Genomic DNA, 22,226 nt, shown 5'->3' on the forward strand with positions numbered 1-22,226 from the left:
TCTAACCTCCTCAAACATCAAGTATTCCCTCTATTTCAGCTAATATCTGCTCAAATGTAAATCCTTCAAGCTCCATTGCTTTTGAAGGACATGATGCTACACATATGCCACAGCCTTCGCATAATGTTTCTATAATTTTTGGCTTATCAATGTCAATCTCAATAGCTTTATGCTTATCAATGTCAATCTCAATAGCTTTATAAGGACATTGTGAAATACATATTCCGCAACGACTGCATATATTATAATCTATTTTAGCAATTGTTGGAGCTCTTAAAATCTTACCTTCATGAAGTTCAGATAAAATTTTACCGCAAACTGATAAAGAGTCTGTTATAGCCTCCTCAACAGTCATTGCTTCCTTAACAGAGCCAGTTAAAATAATTCCTGTGTTTTCTTCTGGAAAAGTTTCTCCAAAGACAATTGCAGGACATAAAACAATTATATCTGAAGGATACTCTTTGCTGTCCTTCTTCAAATAAAGTTGGCTTTCTTGTTTAATAACACTAATGCTTTCAATATTTTCATATCTTACAATCTCAACCATAGGGTCTTTTTTAGTCTTTAAATAAAGCTCATAAGCTTTTGTGCCGGGAAGTACAATTTCTTTTACAAAATGTATAATTTTTAATTCTGGAATCAGCTGTCTTAAAATTCTATTAAACTTTAATGCATACTGACAGCATATTTTACTGCAGTAGGGATTATATTTTTCATCAAGGCTTCCAACACAATGAATAATTGCTACAGTTTGAGGATACTCTCCAGTCTCTGTTAGAATTTCTCCAGCTGTTGGTCCCTCAGAATTTAAAATTTCCTCAAACTCAAGTGAATTATATACATCTTTGAACTTTCCATAGCCAAGATTTGGAATCTCTCTGCAATCAAAAATTCTAAATCCTGTTGCCCAAAGCACCAAAGACGCATTTAACTTTTCCCTTGTCTCTCTATCATCAAAATTTATTGCTCCTTCAACTGGACATTCTTTAATGCATAAATTACACTCTTTCCCTTTAAAATAAAGACATTTATCGGGCTCTATTTTTGCAACTTGAGGAAATCCTAATTTTTCAACTTTAATTGCTCCTTCAGGACAAACCTCTTCACAGGCAGAGCAGCCAATGCATTTGTTTATTTCAACAAATGTAGGTTTTCTCAGAATTTCTGCGTAAATGTTTCCGTAATAACCTTTTAAATCTATTAATTCTGAATTAAGTCTCAAATGAACATTGCTTTGTAAAACCTCTTCAACAACTGGATGAAGAAAACATGGAGCACAACTTAAATCTGGAAAAAGTTTCTCATACTTTGCTACTTTTCCACCTAAGACATGGGATTTCTCTATAAGATAAACTTTTTTTCCAGCCTTTGAAAGAGTTTTTGCTGCAGTAAGTCCTGCAATTCCTCCGCCAATAACAATTATATTTTCTGAGACAGGAATTTCTATATCAAAAAGAGGGCTCTGCAATTTTAGCCTTTTAAGTTGAGTATTTAAAAGAGCTAACGCTTTTAATGTAGCTTGTTTTTTATTCTTTGTTACCCAAGAAACCTGTTCTCTCAAGTTTACAAAATTAACCATATATGGATTAATTCCGGCTTTTTTGGCAATTTCATGAAAAACTGAGCCTTTGTTGTGGGGTGAACAGGCAAGAATTATTAAACCTTGAGGACGCCTGCTTGAGAGCAAATTTATAATTTCTTTTTCTGTTTCCTCAGAACAGGCAAGTTCAAATCTTTCAAGCCAATCAATTTCTTTTGGAATTAAGCTCTTAAGCTCCTCAAAATCAATTAAATCAGAGATTTGTCCTGCACAATCACAAAAAATTGCACCAATGCGCAATAATAAACCTCAATTTATTCTTCTACAAAAACCTCAATTGCAATTTCAGGACAAACAACTGCGCACATTGCGCAGCCAATGCAATTTTCTGGCTTAGCAAAGTATGCAGGAAAGTAGCCTAAGGAATTAAAGTCTGAAGATATTTCTATGCAGCCCTTTGGACAAGTCATTAAACAATATTTACAACCTTTGCATCTTTCTGTATCAATCTCAATATATCCCTTTTTAATTTTTGTCTGCATAGTTTGAATTCTAACTGATACCTGCAAAATAAGTCAAATTTTGAAAGGATATTTGTGGTTACTATATTAAAATGTCATCTGTTTTTACTAAATTGAAATGTCACATATATGTTAACCTCCTTCTTTTAGGCAAGCAATCTAAAGGAAGGAGGTTTTATGGAGAAAAAAATACATTTTTACGGAGGAAGAGTTGAAGAGGTTTGAAGTAATGAATCAAGTCTTATCAGGCTTTTTAACCCTTAAACAAGCTCAGGAGATATTAGGGTTGAGTTACAGACAGGTTTTAAGGCTAAAGGAGAGGTTCAAGTTTCAGGGTTTTGAGGGATTTTTAAGGAAAATACCTGAGCCACCCACAGCCCTAAAGATTGACTCTTCCGTCAAGGATGAGATCATAAGCTTGAGAAAGTCCTTGTACTGGGATTTCAACATACTTCACTTTAAGGATAAACTTAAGGATGTTCATGACATTAACTTAAGCTATGAAAGTATAAGAAAGATATTGATACAGGAAGGGTTACATGAACCTAAGAAGAAAAGAAAAGTATACCGAAGGAGAAGAAGGATGCCTAAGGCAGGAATGCTTGTGCAGATGGATTCATCTCAACATAGGTGGATTGAAGGTATTGGGCAGCAATGGTGGCTTGTAGCAATGATAGATGATGCAGATGGATTTGTGTATGCTGAGTTTCATCCATCTGAGACAGTATGGGCAAATATGTCAGTAATAAGAGCATATATAGAGCAAAGAGGTGTCTTTATGGCTTTATACACTGATAAAGCCTCTCACTTTAGGATAACAAGGCATGGAGGACTTCACTATCATGTTGAAGTACAACATAAAGAAACCCAGATTGCAAGAGCATTAAATGAATTGGGGATTAAACTAATCAATGCAAATACTCCGCAGGCAAAAGGAAGAGTTGAACGTAAGTTTAGATTTTTTCAGGACAGGCTTATTAAGGAGATGAGATTAAGTGGTATAAGGGATTATGATGAGGCTAACAAGTTTCTCAAAGAGGAATTTCTTACATGGAGTAACAGTAGATACACTCTTTCTGTAGAGAGTCTTTATATGCCCGTGGCTACAGAAAAAGACCTTGCCCTTGTCTTTTCAATAAAACATCCAAGAAAAGTGAACAAAGACAACACATTAAGATACTGTGGAGGAGTTTATCAGATACTTCCTGTAAAGGGAATTAAGAGCCTTGCAGGCAAATGGGTAGAGGTTTGTGAACTTAGAGACGGTAGAATGGAGATATTATGGGAAGGCAAACGTATAGGATATTCAGAAATAAAAGGATTAGATAAGACAGAAAAAGAGAGACTTAAAGAGAAAGAAGAGATTTTAAATCTCAGGACTTATATAGAGGAACAGAGAGAGCAGAAGGAAAAGAAGAAATATAAACCTGCAGCTAATCACCCTTGGAGGAGAAGCTTAAAATAAAATGTGACATTTTAATGTAGTAATAAAGTGTGACTTGACTTTAGTAATAACAATTTTGAAAGGATATTAACACTTCTGTTATACTTAATCATGCATCCCTATGTAGAGTTGGCAAAAAAGACAATTGAAGAATATTTTAAAACAGGTAAGATGCCTTCTGTTCCAAAGGAAATTCCAGAGGACATGAAAAGAAAGGCTGGTGTTTTTGTCTCTATAAAAAAGAGAAAACAATTAAGAGGGTGCATTGGAACATTTTTACCAACTACAGAGAACATATATACTGAGATAGTGCGGAATGCGATTGCTGCAGCAACTCAAGACCCTCGCTTTCCTCCTGTGCATCCAACTGAACTTGATGAACTGGAATATTCTGTTGATATTCTCAATCCGCCAGAGCCTGTTAAAAGCCTTGATGAACTTGATCCTAAAAAATACGGGGTAATAGTTGTTAAAGGCTGGCAAAAGGGATTGCTTCTTCCTGATATTGAAGGTGTGGATACAGTTGATGAGCAATTAAGAATTGCGAAACTCAAGGCTGGAATTAATCCCTTTGACTCTGATGTTGAAATTTATAAATTCACCGTAGAGCGATATAAGTAAATTTAGCCAATATTTTAAATATAGCTGTATTTTTCTTCAAAAAAATAAACAATCTTAAATATCATTCCAATCTTTTTACTTGTCATTATGAGCAAAGCAATCTCGCCTTTTCCATAGATAGAGATGAGAGATTGCTTCGGCACCCTTGCGGATGCCGAAGCAATGATGGTGTAGTGCTTAATTGCGAGGAGTCTCCACGCCTTAGGCTTGCGACAGTCTCCGCGAAGAAGTAATCTTGCTTTTTATACCCCATAATGTCACTGCACCTGTTGCGTGCGATAGCTGAAATCCACCAATTTGTAACTGCAAATCCCCGATTAACATCTTCACTGCAATCCTTCATTCAACACGTCACTGCGAGCCTCCGAAGGAGGCGAAGCAGCCTCAAGTGAACAAAGATTCTCTATAAAAAAACGCTAAATTTATTAGCAATTTTTAGATTTCTATCTGTTCAGTAATAATCAAAGTAGGTTTTTATATTGTGTTATAATTTTTAATGTCCTTCAAACTCGGAAAAATCAGTGATTTGGCAAAGCCTTTAACAGTAACAATATTTATCCTTCAGTTTATACTTATCATTGGTTATTTGGGATACAACTACTACATGGACTCCTCAGAAAGCTGCATTGAATGTCATGGCTCAAAGGAAAAAATGCAAGAGCTTGGCTATCCACAATTTTATGTAACTTTGCAGGAGGTAAGAGAGCAGACAGGTCATAAAACTGTATTTTGCAGAGATTGCCATCTTGGTAATGGAAGAGCTTGGGACAAAGAAAAAGCCCATAAAGGTATGCTTAAGCCAATTTTTTTAACTGAAGATGCAGAACCTGTTGAAAGAAAAAAAATTTATTCGGAAAAAGATAAAGAACTTAATAAGATAGAGCCAATGGGAGAGAATTCTCTTTTTGAACTTTTGCCTAAAGAAGTAGAAGATGGAGAGTTAATTTTGCATCACAAAATAAGAAACATTCTCTGGCATGACAGAGACCCTTTAAGCCTTAACTTTGACCCTAAAATTGCAGAGAAAACATGTGGAAAAAGAGGATGTCATACTGAAGAGCTTAGGCAATTTAAAACCACTATCATGGGAATAAACTTCAGACAAAGAACAATGAGAACTTGGCTTGAACCATACGGACCACACAACTGCGGACCATCTTTTGCAGACCTTCCACCTGAGGAGATATTAAGGAAAGCAGGATTTGATTTTACAAACACTGAAAAGCTGAGAAAAGAGTATAATGTTGAATTTACAAATGAAGATGCAATGAGAAGACAGAGGCTTTGCAATGTATGTCATGCAGGTTGTCTTGACTGCCATTATGCACCAGAGAAAAATAAATCCCATAAATTTATCAAAGTGCCTGACTCATACTCCTGCATGGGAAGAGGAAGAGGAAACTCTGTTTGTCACACTGGTTCAGCTCATTCAAGAAGAGGAGAGACATACATAGGTAAATTTTACTCTATTCCACAGGGAAGACAGCCAGATGTTCACTTTACTAAGGGAATTCACTGTATTGAATGTCATCCAACAGGTAAAAAAGGAATGGGAGATATGCAGAGAAAAGCAGCATGTGGAGATTGCCATGTTGATATTGAAAAAGCCCATTCAAAATCAATTCATAAAAATCTTACATGCACTGCCTGTCATGTATCAGAAGCAGGAGGATATCAGATAACTGTGTGGGGTAAAGGATATATTGGAGAAAAGCCAACGCTTTTTAAAAAATATTCGCTTTATTATGGATTTCAGAAGCCTTTGATTTTGATGAAGGACCAAAGAGGAATTTGGTTTCCTGTAAAAATTTTTCCCCATTCAGTTGGTCATATTTCAAAAGATGTTGCTCCAACTGGTATAAAGTTTAGATGGCAAAATGCTGAAACAAAAGATATGTATGCCATAATAGGAACATTTGATGGACTACCATCAGCAAATAAGCATTTACTTTGGCTTCAGATTGAAGAAGTTTCACATCCAATTGGAAAGGCAAGGAATTGCAGGGATTGTCACAGAAAAAGCCAGATTTCTGCCTCCCGATGGAGATATGAAGATACTCAAGGAGCAGAACCTTTTGAAGGTGGATATAAAATTGTTGCAGATGAAAAAGGCTTAAGGATTCAAGATTTTTGGCACACGGAGATTAAAGTTTTGCAGGGATATGAAATTTCAGAATTTGCATCATGGATTTACCTTAAAGATAAATGGTTTGTTGTAGGAGATTTTAGTATAAGGGTTGATGAGAAGAAATACAAGAAATATGAGAAACTTTACAAAGAAAATGTCTCAGAGATTAAGAAATTGGAAAGCAAAATAAAATCGCATAGTAAAGAGATAAAAACTTTAAAAGGAATAGTTATTCACAATCCTGATGAGCAAATCAAAATAAAGCTTCCCAAACTGTTCCAATAATAAAAATTAGGAAAAAAATCAGTCCAATCAGTGCAGTCAATCGCCAGCCTATTTTTAAATCAAGCAAAGGAACTAAAATTAAAAATCCTATACCCATAAGAGGTATTAAAACTCCGCCTATAAAAACTGTATCTGTTGAGAAAAATCTTAAAAGCCAAAAAATCCAAAGATAATACCATTCAGGTCTTGGCTGATATGCTGATAAAAAATCTATTTCTTTTCCGATAGTAGGAGGAAAAACAAATGCAAGAATTAGAATTAGCTCAAAAGTAAGCAGTGCAAAAAATAAAATTTCAATTAAATAGTCGGGATAAAATTTTTTCTTCATAGCGGTTTAGATATTCCAAGTTTTTTTATCATGTGAAAGTGAGCCCATAGAAGCAAAAAAATTATCAAAGGAAACCACAAAACATGGAAGCTGTAAAATCTTGAGAGAGTAGCTCCGCTTACCTCGTATCCTCCTCTTATTAGCAGTAAAATGCTTTCTCCAACAAAAGGAATGCTTCCAGCTATGTTTGTTCCTACAACTGTTGCCCAGTATGCCTTTTGATCCCAAGGAAGAAGATATCCTGTAAAGCCCTCAAGCATAACAATAAAGAGAAGAAGCACACCAACTATCCAATTAAGTTCTCTTGGTGGGCGATAGCTTTTTGTAATGAAAACTCTTATTGAATGAATAATCATGCTAACAATCAAAACATTTGCTGACCACTTGTGAACACCTCTTGTAAGCTTTCCAAGATAAACCTCTTCGTGAATCCTTATAATACTTTGATAAGCCTCTTTTTCAGATGGCACATAATGAACAGAGAGAAATAAGCCAGATACAAGGCATGTTAAAAAAGCTGTAAATGCAATTCCGCCAAAGCAGTAAAAATAATTAATTCTTTCAGGAATATCCCTTTCAAAAATGCCACGATGGGCAGACTTCAGCCTAAATCTATCAAGAAACCAGTCAATTATTCTTAAAATCAATTTCATATTTTAAATCCTACAAAAAGTTTATTGTTTTCTATTTTAACAGGAAGCCTTTGCAGAGGATTTTTTGGGGGACCAGACAATACATTTCCATAAATGTCATATCTTCCACCATGACATGGACATACAAATTCATTTGAAAATCTGTCAAAATTCACAAAACAGCCAAGATGGGTGCAAACTGGCGAAAGGGCAATGACTCCATTTCCTGTATTGACGAGAAAGATTTTTATAGGTTTTTCAAAGTTTTCAATTTTTATCTCAATCCTCTTTACCCCCTCCATTGGAATTTTCTCTTCTGGGATTTCATGATAGCTGTATTCTTTTTTCTTGGGTCTTGATGGCTTTAAAGTAAAAAAGCCAAATATTGATAAAAAGACTGCAGCGAGTAAAAAGAATAGCTTTATAAGATTTTTTAAAAATAGCCTCCGTGAATTCATTATTTTATTCTACTACAATAGACAACTTTAAAGTTATACCCCCATCGGCTATTGAAAACAACTCTTGACAAATTATAAATTTTTTTGTAGTATTAATATTATCAAAGCAAAATAAAGGGGGTGAGGGTATGAGTATTACCCGAAGAGACTTCCTCAAAATTGGAGCAGTAACTGCTGGAGCATTGGCAGCAAGCGCACCTGCAATTAAGTCTGTCATGGCTCTTGGAAAGAAACCTGTTTCTCTTCCTCAATACATTCCAACAACATGCGAGATGTGTTTTTGGCGATGTGGTGTTATTGCAAAGGTAGTTGATGGAAAGATTGTAAAGCTTGATGGCAATCCCCTTCATCCAAACTCAAGGGGAAAGCTTTGTGCCAGAGGTCATGGAGGTATAGGACTTTTGTATGACCCAGACAGATTAAAAACTCCGCTTATTAATACTGGAGCTCGTGGAGAGGCAAAATTCAAAAAAGCATCTTGGGATGAGGCTTTAGGTTATGTGGCAGATAAGATGCAAAAAATAAAGGAAAAATATGGAGCTGAATCAATTGCGCTTTTAACACATGGAACAATTTCAACTTATTTTATGCATCTGCTTCAAGCCTATGGCTCGCCAAACTTTGCAATGCCTTCCTTTGCGCTTTGTCGTGGCGCAAGGGGAGTTGCCTTTGAAGTGACCTTTGGAGAGGATGTTGGAAATCCTGAAAGATTGGATTTACAAAACAGCAAAGCAATAGTTCTCATTGGAAGTCATCTCGGTGAAAATGCTCACAATTCACAATGTCAGGAGTTTGCAGAAGCCATAGGCAAAGGAGCAACATTGATTGTTGTTGACCCTCGCTTTTCAACTGCTGCTGGTAAAGCAAAGTATTGGCTTCCAATTAAGCCTGCAACTGATTTAGCTCTTTTGCTTGCTTGGTGCAATGTAATTATTAACGAAGGACTTTACGATAAGGATTATGTTGCAAGGTATACAACAGGCTTTAATGAAGTAGTTCAGGCTGTTAAAGAATACACTCCAGATTGGGCTGAAAAGGAGACTGACATTCCTGCATCTATTATCGTTGAAACAGCAAGAGTGTTAGGTAAAAATAAGCCTTCGGTTTTAATTCATCCGGGAAGACATACCTCTTGGTATGGAGACAATGTGCAAAGACAGAGGGCAGTTGCAATACTCACTGCACTTTTAGGTGCTTATGGAAGACCCGGAGGAATATATTTGAATCCAAAGAAAAAGTTTGAGCCTGTTTTTCTCTCTGAGGAAGACTATCCTGACCACAAGCCAGCATTAAACAAAGGAAACTATCCATTTGCAGGAGAAGAAGGTGTAACTCATGCAATTGTCAAAGCTACTTTGACTGAGGAGCCTTATCCAATCAAAGCATGGTTTACAACAGGGACAAACATAATGAAAGCTATGCCAAATCAGAGGGATACTCTGAAGGCTGTTCAAAAGTTAGATTTACTTGTTGCGGTTGACATGATGCCCTATGATGGAGTAATGCTTGCTGATGTTGTTTTACCAGAATGTACATATCTTGAACGTCATGATGACTTTTTTGTTGTTAAAGAAAGAGCATTGGGGATATCAATCCGGCAACCAGTTGTCCAGCCCATGTATGACACAAAACCGGGATGGTGGATTGCAAAAGAACTTGGCAAAAGACTTGGACTTGAGCGTTATTTCTCATGGAATACATTTGAAGAATTTTTGAAGCACAAAGCAGAGGTGTGGGGAATTGATTATTCAGAGCTTGCAAAAAATGGATATATAAACTTCCCAGAGTCTGAAAAACCATATATACAGCCCGGTGAGGACTTCAAATTTAAGACTCCCTCAGGTAAAATTGAGCTTTACAGCAAAGAATTGAAAGAACACGGCTTTGACCCCGTCCCAAAATATACAAAGCATGAGCAACCACCTGAAGGATGGTTTAGGCTAATTTACGGAAGAGCGCCTGTTCATACATTCTCAAGAACAACCAATAATCCATCCCTTTGGGAATTGATGGAAGAAAATGTTGCTTGGATTAACGCAAAGGTAGCAAAGAGGAAGGGTCTTAAGAACGGAGACTATATTGTTTTGGTTAATCAAGATGGAGTAAAAAGCAATAAAGTAAGAGCAAAAGTGACTGAAAGAATCCGTCCAGACTGTATTTATATGGTTCATGGATTTGGTTCTACATCTAAAATGCTTCGCAAGGCATATTTAAGGGGAGCTGATGACCAGCAATTGATAACAAGATACGCAATTGATCCAATTTCAGGCACTGTTGGAATGAGAGTAAACTTTGTCAAAGTCACAAAGGAGGTCTGATATGCCAAGATATGTTATGGTTATAGATGTTGAAAGGTGCATTGGCTGTATGGCATGTGTTATAACCTGTAAAAAAGAAAATGATGTACCTGCTGAACATTATAGAACCAGAGTAGTGGAGGAAGTAAGAGGTGAATTTCCGCACCTGAGAATGGAGCTAAGAAGCGAACTTTGTAATCACTGTGAAAATGCTCCATGCATAGATGCTTGTCCTACAAGAGCGTCTTACAGAGCAAAGGATGGCACTGTTCAGATTGATAAAATTAAATGCATTGGTTGCAAAGCCTGCATTTTAGCATGTCCCTATGATGCAAGATATTCGCATCCAAAAGGTTATGCTGACAAATGCACATTCTGTGAACACAGAATTAAAGAAGGCAAAAAACCTGCTTGCGTTGAGACATGTTTAGGAAAATCAAGAATATTTGGAGACCTTGATGAACCAAACTCTGAGGTAGCAGAACTTCTAAAGAAATATGATGCCTCAGTAAGGCTTGAGTTTGCCGGAACAAAACCGAGAGTATTTTACATAAAAAAGAAATTTGCAGGAGGTATGTGATGATAGAGCTAAGCATAACTGGAACAAATGCGATAACTTTTCCTTACCTTGAAGTTTGGGATTGGAGAATAGTAATTTATCTTTTTCTTGGAGGTCTTTCCGCTGGAATGCTTGTTATGTGCTCAATAGCAAATTTAAGAATTCCAAAACAGCCAGTTGAAGAGCTGGCACAATGCTTTAAAGCCCCTTTTATTGCTTTTATATCACTGGCAATTGGTGCACCATTTATACTCCTTGATCTTGGAAGGCCCTTTAATTCTTTCTGGCTTTTCTCAACATTTCAGCCATTGTCACTCATGTCTTGGGGTGCTTGGGGAGTTCCTGCAGTTCTTCTCGGAAATGCGCTTTATATGTTTGCAGTAATTCCTAAGGAGCAGAGATATAAACTAAGGCTTCCAATACTTATAAAAATCTCAGAAAAATTAGCACCAAAGATGAGACCCATTGCGAAATTGAATTTTGCACTTGGAATTTTCTTGGGAATATACACTGGAGTGCTTTTAAGCTCCTTCTCAGCTATTCCTCTTTGGAACAATGCAACACTTCCAATTCTGTTTTTAGTTTCTGCCCTTTCCTCAGGTGCTGCAATGATAGTTATTATTGCACATAAACCTGAAATCAAATTTCTATTTACCAAGATTGACATATGGTTAATTGTTGCTGAGCTTGTAGTAATTATGCTGTTTTTCTACGGACTTTATACATCAACAGCACCTTACAAGAAGGCAATAGAGCCATTCTTCTCCCTTACAAGCGAACATTTTATATTTACAATGGCACTGATAGCAATATTTTTACTCCTACCGCTTGCACTAAGACTTAAACTTGGAGAGCTAAAGGAGTTTGAGGATGGATTTCACGGTGAGTTTACAAAGGAGCAGATATTTAGAATGAACTTTGCAGCTATTTTAGTTTTAGCAGGAACACTGATTTTAAGAGCAGCAATAGTTTATGCAGGACAGTTGACAAAGCTTGGAGCATATTGATATAACTTCATTAAGAAATAAGAAATCTCAAAAAGAAAGGGGGTGAATTAAAATGAGAAAAGCAGTTGCATTGTTGGTAGCATTCGTATTTGTATTCGGTGTTGCTTTTGCTTCATTTGCTGCTGAAGCCAAAGAGGTAAAGGGAACAGTTACAAAGATTGAAGGGAACAAAGTAACAGTAAAGCAGGCAGATGGCAAAGAAGTTACAGTTGAAGTGAAGGACGCAAAGGGTATTAAAGTTGGTGACAAAGTAACAATTAAAGACGGAGTTGTAAAGAAAGAGGAAACCAAAAAAGAAGAAAAGCCAAAGAAGAAAAAAGCAGTAGAAGGTTGCTAATTTTTAACAAGGAGGAAGGATTTTCCTTCCTCCTTATATTTTCATCTTATCCCAAAAATAGCGATAGAAATCCAATAATTGGCATAACCATTTGAAAATTAAGTATTTTTTGCTGTCATTGCGAGCATCCGAAGGATGCGAAGCAATCTCTATGAAGGGGAAAAGGCAAGATTGCTTCCTCCTCGCTTCGCTCGGAGTCGCAATGACGAGAAGGGAGAAAGACTGCTTCGCCCCAAATTGCCACGCTATCGCTCGCAACAGGGAGGCTCGCAGTGACGAGTGTCTATCTCTATTTTTCGGTCTTATGATAAATATATGGACACTAAACAGGGATAAGTTAAAATAAAAGGAAGAAAGAAGGTGGGCAAGGACGATTTGTCATAGGTCTTAAAGACCGTTCGCAATGTTGTCTTCCACCTTTTTCCTTCCCTTAAGCCTGAACGGAACATTAGGCTCAGACAGCCTGAATGAGTTCCCACGATGATAGGATAAGGGAAGAAAAACAAAAAAATCAAATGGAGGAAGAGAAATGACAAAAGAGAAGTTCATAGTTGGAGTAGATTTAGAAAAGGATACCATAGCAGTAACAATCTGGGAAAGAGGTAAAGGTAAAAGAGCTTCTTTCAATCTAAAGAATGATGCAGAGCAGTTGTATAAGGTTTTGAAAAAGGAGTTACCTTACTGCTGTAAAGAGGATGTACTGGTTGTTATGGAACCATACAGGGGTTTATCATTTAAAATTAGCCCATGACTTATATGAGCAAGGGTATAAGGTAGCAATTTTGAATCCGCTGCAGACAAAGAAACTTGCGGATGCAAAGTTTAATAGAGCGAAGACAGACAAAATAGACTCTGCAGTGATAGCTGAGTGTGTGGAGATTTGCGAAGAGATAAGATTATTTAAGCCATCGGCAGAACTCCAGCATAGGATTAAGATACTATTAACTTACCTTGAGAAGATGCATATAAATCTTAATCTTTTTAAGAGTGAAAGAGAAGCATTAACATATGAACCGATAATGGTAGATACAGTAATAGAAAATTATAACAAGCTCATAAAAAATGCAGAGAAAACAATACAGAAGATGGAGGAGGAATTAGAAGAATTGGCATATGCCAGTTATAGGGAAGAGATAAAGCTTTGATATGCCCTTTTTTGGAAAATTATAAATACGAACTTTTTTATAAAAATAGTGCACCCAAACTTTGTAACAAAATATTTACGAACCATTCCTATAAACCTTGTAGGGCGATTTTCCTCCAAGACTGCTATAAGGACCTCTATAACCACCTTAGCGGAAATGCTAAAACCTACTTCAATACACAAAGAAGACCTGCTCAGTAGCTCATAAATCGTCATGATTTTAATGCGCCTGCCGTCTTCAAGAGCATCAAACATGAAATCTATAGTCCAGACATGATTACAAAATATAGGCTCTGTGAGAGGCTTCTTTACTATAATTCTCTTTTTGTTTTTATGAGGTTTCTGCCTCTGAAGTCTAAGAATTTTATAAATACGATAGACTCTTTTAGGGTTAGCATGGATTTCGCTTTTATTTATGTGAGCAGGTCACTCAGTGAATTACAGAAGATTATGATGAGGAAACTCAAGGCAAAAATTCCAGAAAATCTTACTGCAATAGAAGACTTTTTCATATAAACATTTCCTTCAAATTCTCTTCACAGAAAAGTTGTTATACAAAAAATGAGGATTTTAAAAATAATAATGTTTATTTTTAAATGAGTTACAAAAATTAAGTGATATGGTCGGAAATACAGAGAAAAAAGACTATTAACTATTTTTTATGTTTTCTCTACCAGTAAAGGCAAGCCAATTTATAGACATAATGTCTTTAGAGCCTTTTCTAATGCTTGCAAAGAGCAGGGATTAAGGATTCTGATTTCACAACCTGCAATCCGATTGGTTCAACAAAGAGTAGACCTTTACACTGTTGCTAAGCTTTTAGGGTATAAAACGCTATCTACTAAACACAAAATACTCTCACCATTCAGTGGAAAGCTTAAGAAAAGCTATTGATAAAGTTTTTTAATTTTCACGAAATTTTCACGCTAAGGAATGACAGACAGAGAAAGTTAAGGGCGGATGACGGGACTCGAACCCGCAGCACCTGGAGCCACAGTCCAGTGCTCTAACCGTTGAGCTACATCCGCCAACGCGCCTGGAGGGATTCGAACCCCCGGCCCACTGCTTAGAAGGCAGTTGCTCTATCCGACTGAGCTACAGGCGCATGATATTATATTTTAAAAATTTTACTTGTTTTATTGCAACATCTGGTAGAAATCCCGAAAAATAGCGATAGACACTCGTCACTGCGAGCCTTTCCTCTATGCGAAGCAGTCTCTAATTGGTGAATTGTGGGAGATGCATAGTGAATGATTAATGGAAAATTGTTTCATTCATCGCGACTTCGTGCAAAGAGATCTTTTCGCAAGAAGTGAAAAGACAAGACTGCTTCGGGCATGAGCCTGTCGCGAGCCGAAGGCATGGCGATGCCCTCGCAATGAGAATACTTTCAGAGATTAAGGGAGATACCTCGCAATGCCGAAAAAGAGCTGATTCGTCTCAAGTCAAGTTCTGAATACCTTTGATAAATTCATTGAAACCATGATGGCTTTTGTTTTGGAGAAAATATAGTTTAATTTTGTTTAATTATCCTATCAATTTCTTCCTCTGGCAATGGTTTACTGAAAAGAAATCCTTGCACAAAGTCACATCCTAATTCTTTGACGAGATTATACTGCGGTTCAGTTTCTATGCCCTCAGCTAATACTTTCATTCCTAACTTTTTTGCCAGATATATAATCGTTTGAGTTATGGCAAGATTTTTACTGTTTGTTGTTAAATCTTTGACAAAGGCTCTATCAATTTTTATTATGTCTATCGGCAAATCTTTCAGGTAATTCAAAGAAGAATAACCAGTTCCAAAATCATCAAGTGCAATTTTTGGTGGAAAGTCAATATTTTTTATATCAAGCAAAGTAACTGTTGCATGCTCAGGTTCTTTTATTAATATTCTCTCAGTAATCTCTATCGTGAGTTTTTCTCTTATTTTGTCAGGCAATGTTGAAATTCTCAATGTAAATGCAGGATTTACAAGTGTTTTACCAGAAATATTGATAGATATGCTTTTTCCCCACTTTGTTATTTTTTCTATTACTTCATTAATTGCCCATCTTTCAAAAGCCTCCAAATAGTGACTGCTTTCAAGATAATCTATAAACATATTTGGAGTGTAAAGTTTTCCATCTTCATCAACAATTCTCACCAAAGCTTCAAAACCCTCTATGTTTAATGAATCTGCACTGTAGTATGGTTGATAATAAAACTTAAAAAGATTCTTCTCTATTGCATTTTTAACGAGTGTAAAGGTATTCCATTGGCTTTCTATATTTTTTTCAATTTCTTCAGAGTAAAACCTTACAATACCGCTTCCATCGCGTTTTGCTTTTGTAACAGTAATATCTGCTTTCTCATATAGTTCCTTAAAACTTTTTCCATCTTTTGGATAAATTACTAAAGAGGCATTTATGTTAACAGGAATCATTTTATCATCTATCATATATTTTTGCTCATTTAATTCGTTTAGTTTGGAGTAAATTTGATATATATCAGCTGAAGTCTCACAAACTACATAAATTCCAAAGGTATCAGCATGAAGTCTTGCAATCGCTGTAGATTCTTTAAAAAGTTCTTTAATTTTTTGAGAAATTTCTTTTAAAAGCAAATCGCCTGCACTTAATCCATAGAGTTTATTTATGCTTGTCATATCATAAATGTCTATTAAGCAAAATGCTCCTAAGGATGTTTGAGTATTAATTTTTTCTGTTACAGCTCTTATAAATCCATTAAGATTTAAAAGTCCGGTGAGGGCATCGTAATTTTGCATATGTTGCAGTCTTTCAGAGAGTTCCATTTTTTCTGTTATATCCTTTGCAACAGCAATAAATCTTGTTATGTTTCCAGGAAGCTTTACAGGTATGATTTTTAAGTCAACATGAAATATTTCTCCGCTCTTTTTTCTGTTTGGAGTTATGGAATGAAAAATTTTACCCGAAAGTATTGTATCCCACATTTCTTTATAAAATTCAGGAGGATTTAAGCCTGATTTGAATATTCTTGGATTTTTCCCTATAAGTTCTTCTCTTTTGTATCCGCTTATTTTTTCTACTGCTTCATTTACATAAATAATTTTCCCATTTTCATCCGTAACTAAAATCCAAGTATCTGAATTTCTTAATGCTTCTCCGATAATCAAGTCTTCCTTGATTTTTTCAACTCTGTCAAGGGCAAAGGAGATGTCATGCTGTATTTCTTTTAAAATTTCCAGAGAAGATTTATCAAAAATATCTGGATTTTCAGAAAAAACAAATAATGCTGAGGCTATTTTTTTATTCTTTGTAAATGACACAATGCATCCAGAATGAATGCCATTTTTAACTAAGTTAGATGAAAAAGTTAAATTTTCATTTTGAAAATCACTAAAAACTATAATTTCTGAAGAGACGATTTTATCTTTAAAAAGTTTAATAATTTCATTCACAATGTTTATTACACTGTCGCAGTCTCCTGAGTAGTAATTTTCTAAAATCTCTACACTCTCTTCTTTAAATTGAGAAATTATTGCACATTTAAATTTCAGCTTCTCTACAATATCTTTGCAGACTCTATCATAAATCTCTTCTTCAGTTAAAGCTGTAGTTATTACCTTATTGATTAATTGAAGAAGTTCTCTAAATCCTTGCTCTCTTTTTTGCTTTGTAATATCATAGAAAAGGATAAGTCCAGAAGGTAATCCTCTAAAAAGTATAGTATCCGTAAGACAATTGACCCAAATTGTTGAGCTATCCTTTTTTAAAAATTCTATTTCGTATATTCTTTGAAACTTTTCTCCTTTAAGTCGTCGTTCTACGACTTTTTGTAATTCTCCTTTATATTTGGGAAGAACAATATCTATACTTTTCAATTTGTAAAATTCATCCTCAGCATATTCCAACATTTTCAATGCATAATTATTTGCAAAAACGATTTTGTCCTGATAGACAATAACTCCTATATTTGGCGATAAAATCAAAGCCTGTGCAATATCATGATTACTCCACTCATTCAACATGTTGTTGAGCTGTATATATAAAAAATTCAAATGCTTTATTTCATCAGGATGCACAGGCTCAAACTCCTCAATTGAAAGAAGTTTTTCTTTGAAATTTACAAATGAAGGATGAATAACTATATAATGAGGAATACTAAAGCAAAAATCTGTAGAAAAATCTAAGTTTTCTTCGTAAAAAATTTTTCCCAATTCTGTATATACAAAAGCTATATCTACTTCTCCCTGCTTTAAAAGGGATATGGCTTCAGTGTAAGAACTTACTGGATGTATCTGAAATTTTTTGTAATCTTTCCCGAAAAACAAAAGTGGAAGATAGAAATATCTCTTTTTTATGATAGCCACTTTGATTTTTTCTTTATCGGGATTATAATTTTTTGATTTTATTGCACAAAGACTCTCCTTTGATCCCTTTAATTTTCCCAAAACTATATAATTTTTATTGATGAGACTTATGGTATCATCAGGATTAGTATAATAAACTGAGGCAAGATTTTCATTGAAAATTTCTTCTGATAAGCCTTTTAAAAATTCAATTTCAACAGGTTGTTCAATTATCAGGGAAATTTTCTTTGCAATTTTTTCCCAAAAGCCTATTTCATTTGCTTCTTTAACATGATAGCACAGCTTTAGTTTTAGGGATTCAGGCATAACTTCACTATATCAAAAAGATTAAAACTTGGTCAATTTTGAAATTTCTTCATTAACCTTTATTACAGTTGAGAAAACTTTATATGTTTCATTAAGCATAGAGGCGGTGTTTGTAATTCGTTTGGAGACATCAGTGAGAACCTGACTTTGCTCTTCAATGGCTGTTGAAAGGGTGTTAACAGCATCTCCAACTTTATCGGACATGGTTTTTGTCTTTTCAAATGCTTGTCTTATATTTTTCATATCCTCTTCAATGCTTAAAAAAAGCTCTCTAATTTTCTCAACTTCTCCAACTGCTGAACTAACTCTGTCTCTAAGATTTCCGAGTATTTTTCCAATGTCTTTTGTCAATGCCTCTGTTTTTTGAGAAAGTTTTCTTATTTCATCTGCAACCACTGCAAAACCTCTTCCTGCTTCTCCAACCCTTGCTGCTTCAATTGAGGCATTAAGGGCAAGGAGATTTGTCTGATCAGCAACATCTGAAATGGATATTACTATGTTGCCTATATTTTCTGTTGCATGACCGAGGTCCTTTATATTTTCAACTACTTCAATGATTTTTCTATTATGAGATTCAATGTCTCTCACCCTTTGTTCTAATTCTTGATTCATCATATCATTCTGTTTTACCATTGCTTGCACTTCTTCATTTATAGAACTAACACTTTGAGACATATCCCGTATTGTCATATCAATTTCTTCCATAGATGTTGCAATAGATGAGACATCATCCCTTATTCTTGAAAAATTAGAATCAATTAATCCCATTGTGTTAGAAATTGTTGAGCCAACTAAATTTGACTTTATGATGCCTGAGGAGAGAGTTTTTATAAGTGCAAGGTTTGTATCAACGATTTTTTTATTGTCAGACTGAATTTTTTTCCTTCTGAAAAACATAATTAAATCCTCCTATCTGTAAAATTCATCAACTATGTCTGCACCGCATTTTAAACCAGCGAGCCAGTTGAAAAATCTTTGAATATGTTCCTTTTTGTATATAATTGCTCCGTGTTGTGGCGCAATGATTTCAATATCAAGCTTTGATACTCTTTCAAGATACCTTCTTATAACAGAGTTTGATGCTAAATACCTTCTATGAAAACCTTCCATAAGCTTTAAATGGCTATCAAAATCTTCAACATATGTATACCTTTGTCCTTTTGGAAAAATTGCAGCACCAAGATCACCTGTAAAAAGAATTTTTGAACGAGGGTCATAAACATGAAAATTGGCTACAGAGTGCAAAAAATGGGCAGGAATAATTTCAAGATAATTACCACCTGCGAGATTTATTCTTCCTCCACCTTCATCAATAGGTACTATTTTATTCATATCAAAAATTCCATAATGGGGAAGAAATCTTACCCACCACTTTGAAATATAAACTTTTGCATTAGTAACACTTAACCAAAGAGCCACTCCTGAGGAGACATCAGGGTCCTGATGGGAAAAGAAAAGATGCTCTATTTTGTCTAAGTCTACATACCTTGAAACATTTGCAACAACTCTTGGAAAGACATGAACTCCACCAGGGTCAAGTATAACTCCTTTGCCATTGCTTTCTATTAAATACTGATTAACCTGAACAAGTCCTTCTTCCTCGTGTTCTTCCCATCCAAGCCAAATAAATCTGTGTGTGCCATCATCATAAAGAACATCGCCCCTTACAATATCTACTTCTTGAGATTTCTTAAACATAATGACCCTCCTAAGATTTAATTATACATAAATTATAGAATTTTTACATAAAACCTTTATTCTCTTGTCATTGCGAGCCTGCTATAACCATGCTCACAATCCACTTCTCCGTCATTGCGAGCCCCGAAGGGGCGTGGCAATCTCCAGCAGGCAGATTGCTTCGCTACGCTCGCAATGACACTGGAGAATCGTGCAATTTAGTTTAAAATTATTTTAACAAATTTTTTATTTTAATTCTAACTATCATCCACAAAACTTATATCCCACACTCGGCACTGTAAGAATATATTTCGGATTTGAGGGGTCATCTTCAATTTTTTTTCTAAGATGCATTATATGGACATCAATTGTTCTACTCCAAGCATATATATCAGCCTCATCCCATAATGCCTTTTTTAACTCATGCTTTGAGACCACTTCTCCTATTTTTGAGCATAAAAAACATAAAATAGCAAATTCCTTTGGAGTAAGATATATTTCCTGCTCTTTTTTCTTAACAATCCTTTGTTTAAAATCTATGTATAGGTCTCCAACAGTAAGTGATTCTTGAGAACATTTTTGTGCTCTTCTAAGACATGCTTTCACTCTTGCAATAAGCTCAAGAGTTTCAAAGGGTTTCACTACATAGTCATCCGCACCTGATTCAAGTCCTAAGACCTTGTCAGAGAGCTTGTCCTTTGCTGTAAGCATGATTATTGGAAAGGCAGGCTTTTTTTGTCTAAGTTTTCTTAAAATTTCAAAACCATCTGCATCGGGAAGCATTACATCAAGAATAAGGAGATCAACACTTTCAAGCAATTTTTCACCTTCTGCCCAAGATGAAGCAGTTAGAACTTCAAACCCATAAAGCTCAAAAATAAGCTTAAGAGTTTTTAGAATGTCCAAATCATCATCAACAATTAGTATTTTCATTTTTCAATGGCAATGTAAAATAAAATGTACTTCCACTTTTCCCATCACTTCTTACTCCAATTGAACCACCATGAGCTTCAACTATAGCCTTTGCAATTGTGAGTCCAAGCCCTGTTCCTCCAAGATGTTTGTCTTTGAAAAATTTATCAAATATTTTATCCTTAATTTCATCAGGAATTCCTTGGCCTTTATCAGATATTTCAACTAAAGCTTCAGAGTTTTGTTTTTTGCACAGGATTTTAACTTCTCCATTTTCAGGGCTGAATTTAACTGCATTTGATAAAAGATTCAACAACACCTGCTTTATTTTATCTCTGTCAGCGAATACAGCTAAATTTTCAGCATCTGTAAAAAAATTTACAGATTTTTCTGCTGCAGATTTAATTTCAAAAACTGTCTCTTCAATCAATTCAGATAAATCAAAGCATGAATAATGATACTCCATTATTCCATTCTCTATTCTTTCAAGGTCAAGCATATCATTAATCATTCTTATGAGCCTGTCTGTATTTCTCTTTATGACTTGAAGCATGAAGTTAATTTTTTCATTAATTTCGCTATCTGAAGGTGAGTTCAAAGCTACATTAAAAAAATCAATAGCGCCTTTTATAGATGTAAGAGGTGTTCTTAATTCATGAGCAGCACTTGCAATAAAATCTGACTTTCTTTTATTTAACTCCAAAAGTTTTCTATTTGCAGTTTCAAGCTCCTTTGTAGCTTCTTTTATTTTATTTTGAAGTTCCTTATGATATTCAGAAATTGTTTCTGCCATATCTTTAAAAGTATGCCATATTTCTTCAAGTTCATCTCTACTTTGTATTTGGTTATAGGCAGGAATTTTGCCTTCTTTGAATTCTTTAATAGTTTTTTTGATTTTCTTTAAAGGATTTGAGACAAAAGTTTTAACCATAAGAAATACTAAGGCAGTCATACAACCAAAGGTTATGAGAAAAATGTAAATTAACTTCTTTTTGTTTTCCTGCATTGCTAAAAAAGTCTTTTCTACAGGAATATTTATGCTTAGTGCACCAATCAACTGCCCCATAGAATAACCTTGTTTTCCATGACATCCAAGACATTCTTGATTGACATAAAGTGGATAAATGTATTTCAAAAATCTTTTTCCTCTATCATTTATAATCATACTATATTCTCTCTCTTTAGTCTCATGCAATGCTTGTAAAGCCTTTGCTTCATGAATATCTGGAGTATTATTTGGATTTATTGGCGTAAGACCTATTATGCGAAAGCTCCATCCTTCTGAGGATTCTGAAAGCTTTGAAAGCTCACGGGTTGCAAGGGCAGGATTTTTTAAGATCAGAAAATTTCCTTTTTCATCTTTTATCAAAGGATTTATTCCGACTTTTGTTAAATAAGGATTGAGCTCAATTCCTTGCTTCTTTTTTACAAATACTCCATCATGCAAAGCTATCCATTGTCTTGTAAGAATTATCATTTTAGTGACTGCTCTGGCTTCATTTTCACTCTGCTGAAAAATAATTTTTTCCTGATTTTTCAAAATGATGTAAAAAGATATAGGAAGAAGTAAGCTTGTTGCTATTATCATGACAAGGGCAAATTTTACTCTTAAGCTCATTTTTCTAATTTTAACTTTAGCGTGCAAAATTTTACAAAAATTTTACATGAAGTTAACAGAATTTTTATTGCAGATTTTTTGC

General features: G+C 35.1%; 19 protein-coding genes and 2 tRNA genes. 9 read left to right on the forward strand and 12 right to left on the reverse strand.

From position 1 onward, the window contains the following. Positions 1-10: 10 nt before the first annotated feature. A complete protein-coding gene (locus ACYQ3P_RS09800; protein WP_460177713.1) occupies positions 11-1,840 on the reverse strand; it encodes a 4Fe-4S dicluster domain-containing protein in 1,830 nt (609 codons plus the stop codon). 14 nt (positions 1,841-1,854) lie between these two features. Further along, positions 1,855-2,082 (reverse strand): 4Fe-4S dicluster domain-containing protein, encoded by a 228-nt coding sequence (locus ACYQ3P_RS09805; RefSeq protein ID WP_460177714.1) that lies wholly within the window; start codon positions 2,080-2,082, stop codon positions 1,855-1,857. Between the two features lie 190 nt (positions 2,083-2,272). Here ACYQ3P_RS09805 and ACYQ3P_RS09810 point away from each other — a divergent pair, with 190 nt between their 5' ends. The 3 genes from ACYQ3P_RS09810 to ACYQ3P_RS09820 all read left to right on the forward strand — a co-directional run bounded on the left by ACYQ3P_RS09810 (position 2,273) and on the right by ACYQ3P_RS09820 (position 6,539). After that, positions 2,273-3,526: an ISNCY family transposase gene (locus ACYQ3P_RS09810; RefSeq protein WP_460177715.1), complete on the forward strand. Its 1,254-nt coding sequence runs from the start codon at positions 2,273-2,275 to the stop codon at positions 3,524-3,526. A 90-nt stretch (positions 3,527-3,616) separates the two neighbouring features. Beyond that, complete coding sequence (amrA, locus tag ACYQ3P_RS09815; protein ID WP_460177716.1) at positions 3,617-4,126, forward strand: AmmeMemoRadiSam system protein A; 510 nt, start codon at positions 3,617-3,619, stop codon at positions 4,124-4,126. Positions 4,127-4,622: 496 nt separating this feature from the next. Beyond that, positions 4,623-6,539: a cytochrome c3 family protein gene (locus ACYQ3P_RS09820; RefSeq protein ID WP_460177717.1), complete on the forward strand. Its 1,917-nt coding sequence runs from the start codon at positions 4,623-4,625 to the stop codon at positions 6,537-6,539. On the opposite strand, the gene ACYQ3P_RS09825 is transcribed toward ACYQ3P_RS09820, so the two are convergent. The 3 genes from ACYQ3P_RS09825 to ACYQ3P_RS09835 are packed head-to-tail and all read right to left on the reverse strand — an operon-like array spanning position 6,508 to position 7,957. Next, the gene (locus tag ACYQ3P_RS09825; protein WP_460177718.1) at positions 6,508-6,867 is read right to left on the reverse strand and encodes a hypothetical protein; all 360 of its coding nucleotides are present in this window, start codon (positions 6,865-6,867) and stop codon (positions 6,508-6,510) included. The genes ACYQ3P_RS09820 and ACYQ3P_RS09825 overlap by 32 nt on opposite strands. Next, positions 6,864-7,520 carry a cytochrome b N-terminal domain-containing protein gene (locus tag ACYQ3P_RS09830; protein WP_460177719.1) on the reverse strand — a complete coding sequence of 219 codons (657 nt, stop codon included), beginning with the start codon at positions 7,518-7,520 and terminating at the stop codon, positions 6,864-6,866. The genes ACYQ3P_RS09825 and ACYQ3P_RS09830 overlap by 4 nt, the downstream gene beginning before the upstream one ends. Then, positions 7,517-7,957 carry a QcrA and Rieske domain-containing protein gene (locus tag ACYQ3P_RS09835; protein ID WP_460177720.1) on the reverse strand — a complete coding sequence of 147 codons (441 nt, stop codon included), beginning with the start codon at positions 7,955-7,957 and terminating at the stop codon, positions 7,517-7,519. Before ACYQ3P_RS09835 ends, ACYQ3P_RS09830 begins: the two co-directional genes overlap by 4 nt. A 128-nt stretch (positions 7,958-8,085) precedes the next feature. Between ACYQ3P_RS09835 and ACYQ3P_RS09840 the strand changes: the two genes are divergently transcribed. The 6 genes from ACYQ3P_RS09840 (at position 8,086) to ACYQ3P_RS09865 (ending at position 13,302) form a co-directional block, all read left to right on the forward strand. Further along, the gene (locus tag ACYQ3P_RS09840; RefSeq protein WP_460177721.1) at positions 8,086-10,275 is read left to right on the forward strand and encodes a molybdopterin-containing oxidoreductase family protein; all 2,190 of its coding nucleotides are present in this window, start codon (positions 8,086-8,088) and stop codon (positions 10,273-10,275) included. 1 nt (position 10,276) lies between these two features. Further along, complete coding sequence (locus ACYQ3P_RS09845) at positions 10,277-10,834, forward strand: 4Fe-4S dicluster domain-containing protein (RefSeq protein WP_460177722.1); 558 nt, start codon at positions 10,277-10,279, stop codon at positions 10,832-10,834. Continuing rightward, positions 10,834-11,820: an NrfD/PsrC family molybdoenzyme membrane anchor subunit gene (nrfD, locus tag ACYQ3P_RS09850; RefSeq protein ID WP_460177723.1), complete on the forward strand. Its 987-nt coding sequence runs from the start codon at positions 10,834-10,836 to the stop codon at positions 11,818-11,820. The genes ACYQ3P_RS09845 and nrfD overlap by 1 nt, the downstream gene beginning before the upstream one ends. Positions 11,821-11,872: 52 nt before the next feature. Then, positions 11,873-12,157 carry a selenite/tellurite reduction operon protein ExtJ gene (gene extJ, locus ACYQ3P_RS09855; protein WP_460177724.1) on the forward strand — a complete coding sequence of 95 codons (285 nt, stop codon included), beginning with the start codon at positions 11,873-11,875 and terminating at the stop codon, positions 12,155-12,157. 529 nt (positions 12,158-12,686) lie between these two features. Continuing rightward, positions 12,687-12,908, forward strand: a complete 222-nt coding sequence (locus tag ACYQ3P_RS09860) for a hypothetical protein (RefSeq protein WP_460177725.1) — start codon at positions 12,687-12,689, stop codon at positions 12,906-12,908. Next, positions 12,853-13,302, forward strand: a complete 450-nt coding sequence (locus ACYQ3P_RS09865) for an IS110 family transposase (RefSeq protein WP_460177726.1) — start codon at positions 12,853-12,855, stop codon at positions 13,300-13,302. The genes ACYQ3P_RS09860 and ACYQ3P_RS09865 overlap by 56 nt, the downstream gene beginning before the upstream one ends. A gap of 954 nt (positions 13,303-14,256) precedes the next feature. Here ACYQ3P_RS09865 and ACYQ3P_RS09870 read toward each other — a convergent pair. The 7 genes from ACYQ3P_RS09870 to ACYQ3P_RS09900 form a co-directional block, all read right to left on the reverse strand. Continuing rightward, a tRNA-His gene (locus ACYQ3P_RS09870) sits at positions 14,257-14,329 on the reverse strand. A 3-nt stretch (positions 14,330-14,332) separates the two neighbouring features. After that, positions 14,333-14,406, reverse strand: a tRNA-Arg gene (locus ACYQ3P_RS09875). A 408-nt stretch (positions 14,407-14,814) separates the two neighbouring features. Next, positions 14,815-17,937: a sensor domain-containing phosphodiesterase gene (locus ACYQ3P_RS09880; RefSeq protein WP_460177727.1), complete on the reverse strand. Its 3,123-nt coding sequence runs from the start codon at positions 17,935-17,937 to the stop codon at positions 14,815-14,817. Between the two features lie 21 nt (positions 17,938-17,958). Continuing rightward, positions 17,959-18,834: a methyl-accepting chemotaxis protein gene (locus ACYQ3P_RS09885; RefSeq protein WP_460177728.1), complete on the reverse strand. Its 876-nt coding sequence runs from the start codon at positions 18,832-18,834 to the stop codon at positions 17,959-17,961. A 12-nt stretch (positions 18,835-18,846) separates the two neighbouring features. Continuing rightward, positions 18,847-19,635, reverse strand: a complete 789-nt coding sequence (locus ACYQ3P_RS09890) for an oxygen-binding di-iron domain-containing protein (protein ID WP_460177729.1) — start codon at positions 19,633-19,635, stop codon at positions 18,847-18,849. Between the two features lie 243 nt (positions 19,636-19,878). Continuing rightward, positions 19,879-20,547, reverse strand: a complete 669-nt coding sequence (locus tag ACYQ3P_RS09895) for a response regulator transcription factor (RefSeq protein WP_460177730.1) — start codon at positions 20,545-20,547, stop codon at positions 19,879-19,881. Beyond that, entirely contained in the window at positions 20,528-22,144 is a 1,617-nt protein-coding gene (locus tag ACYQ3P_RS09900; protein ID WP_460177731.1) for an ATP-binding protein, read from the reverse strand. The genes ACYQ3P_RS09895 and ACYQ3P_RS09900 overlap by 20 nt, the downstream gene beginning before the upstream one ends. Between the last annotated feature and the right edge of the window lie 82 nt (positions 22,145-22,226).

This window comes from Thermodesulfovibrio hydrogeniphilus (genome assembly GCF_054657355.1).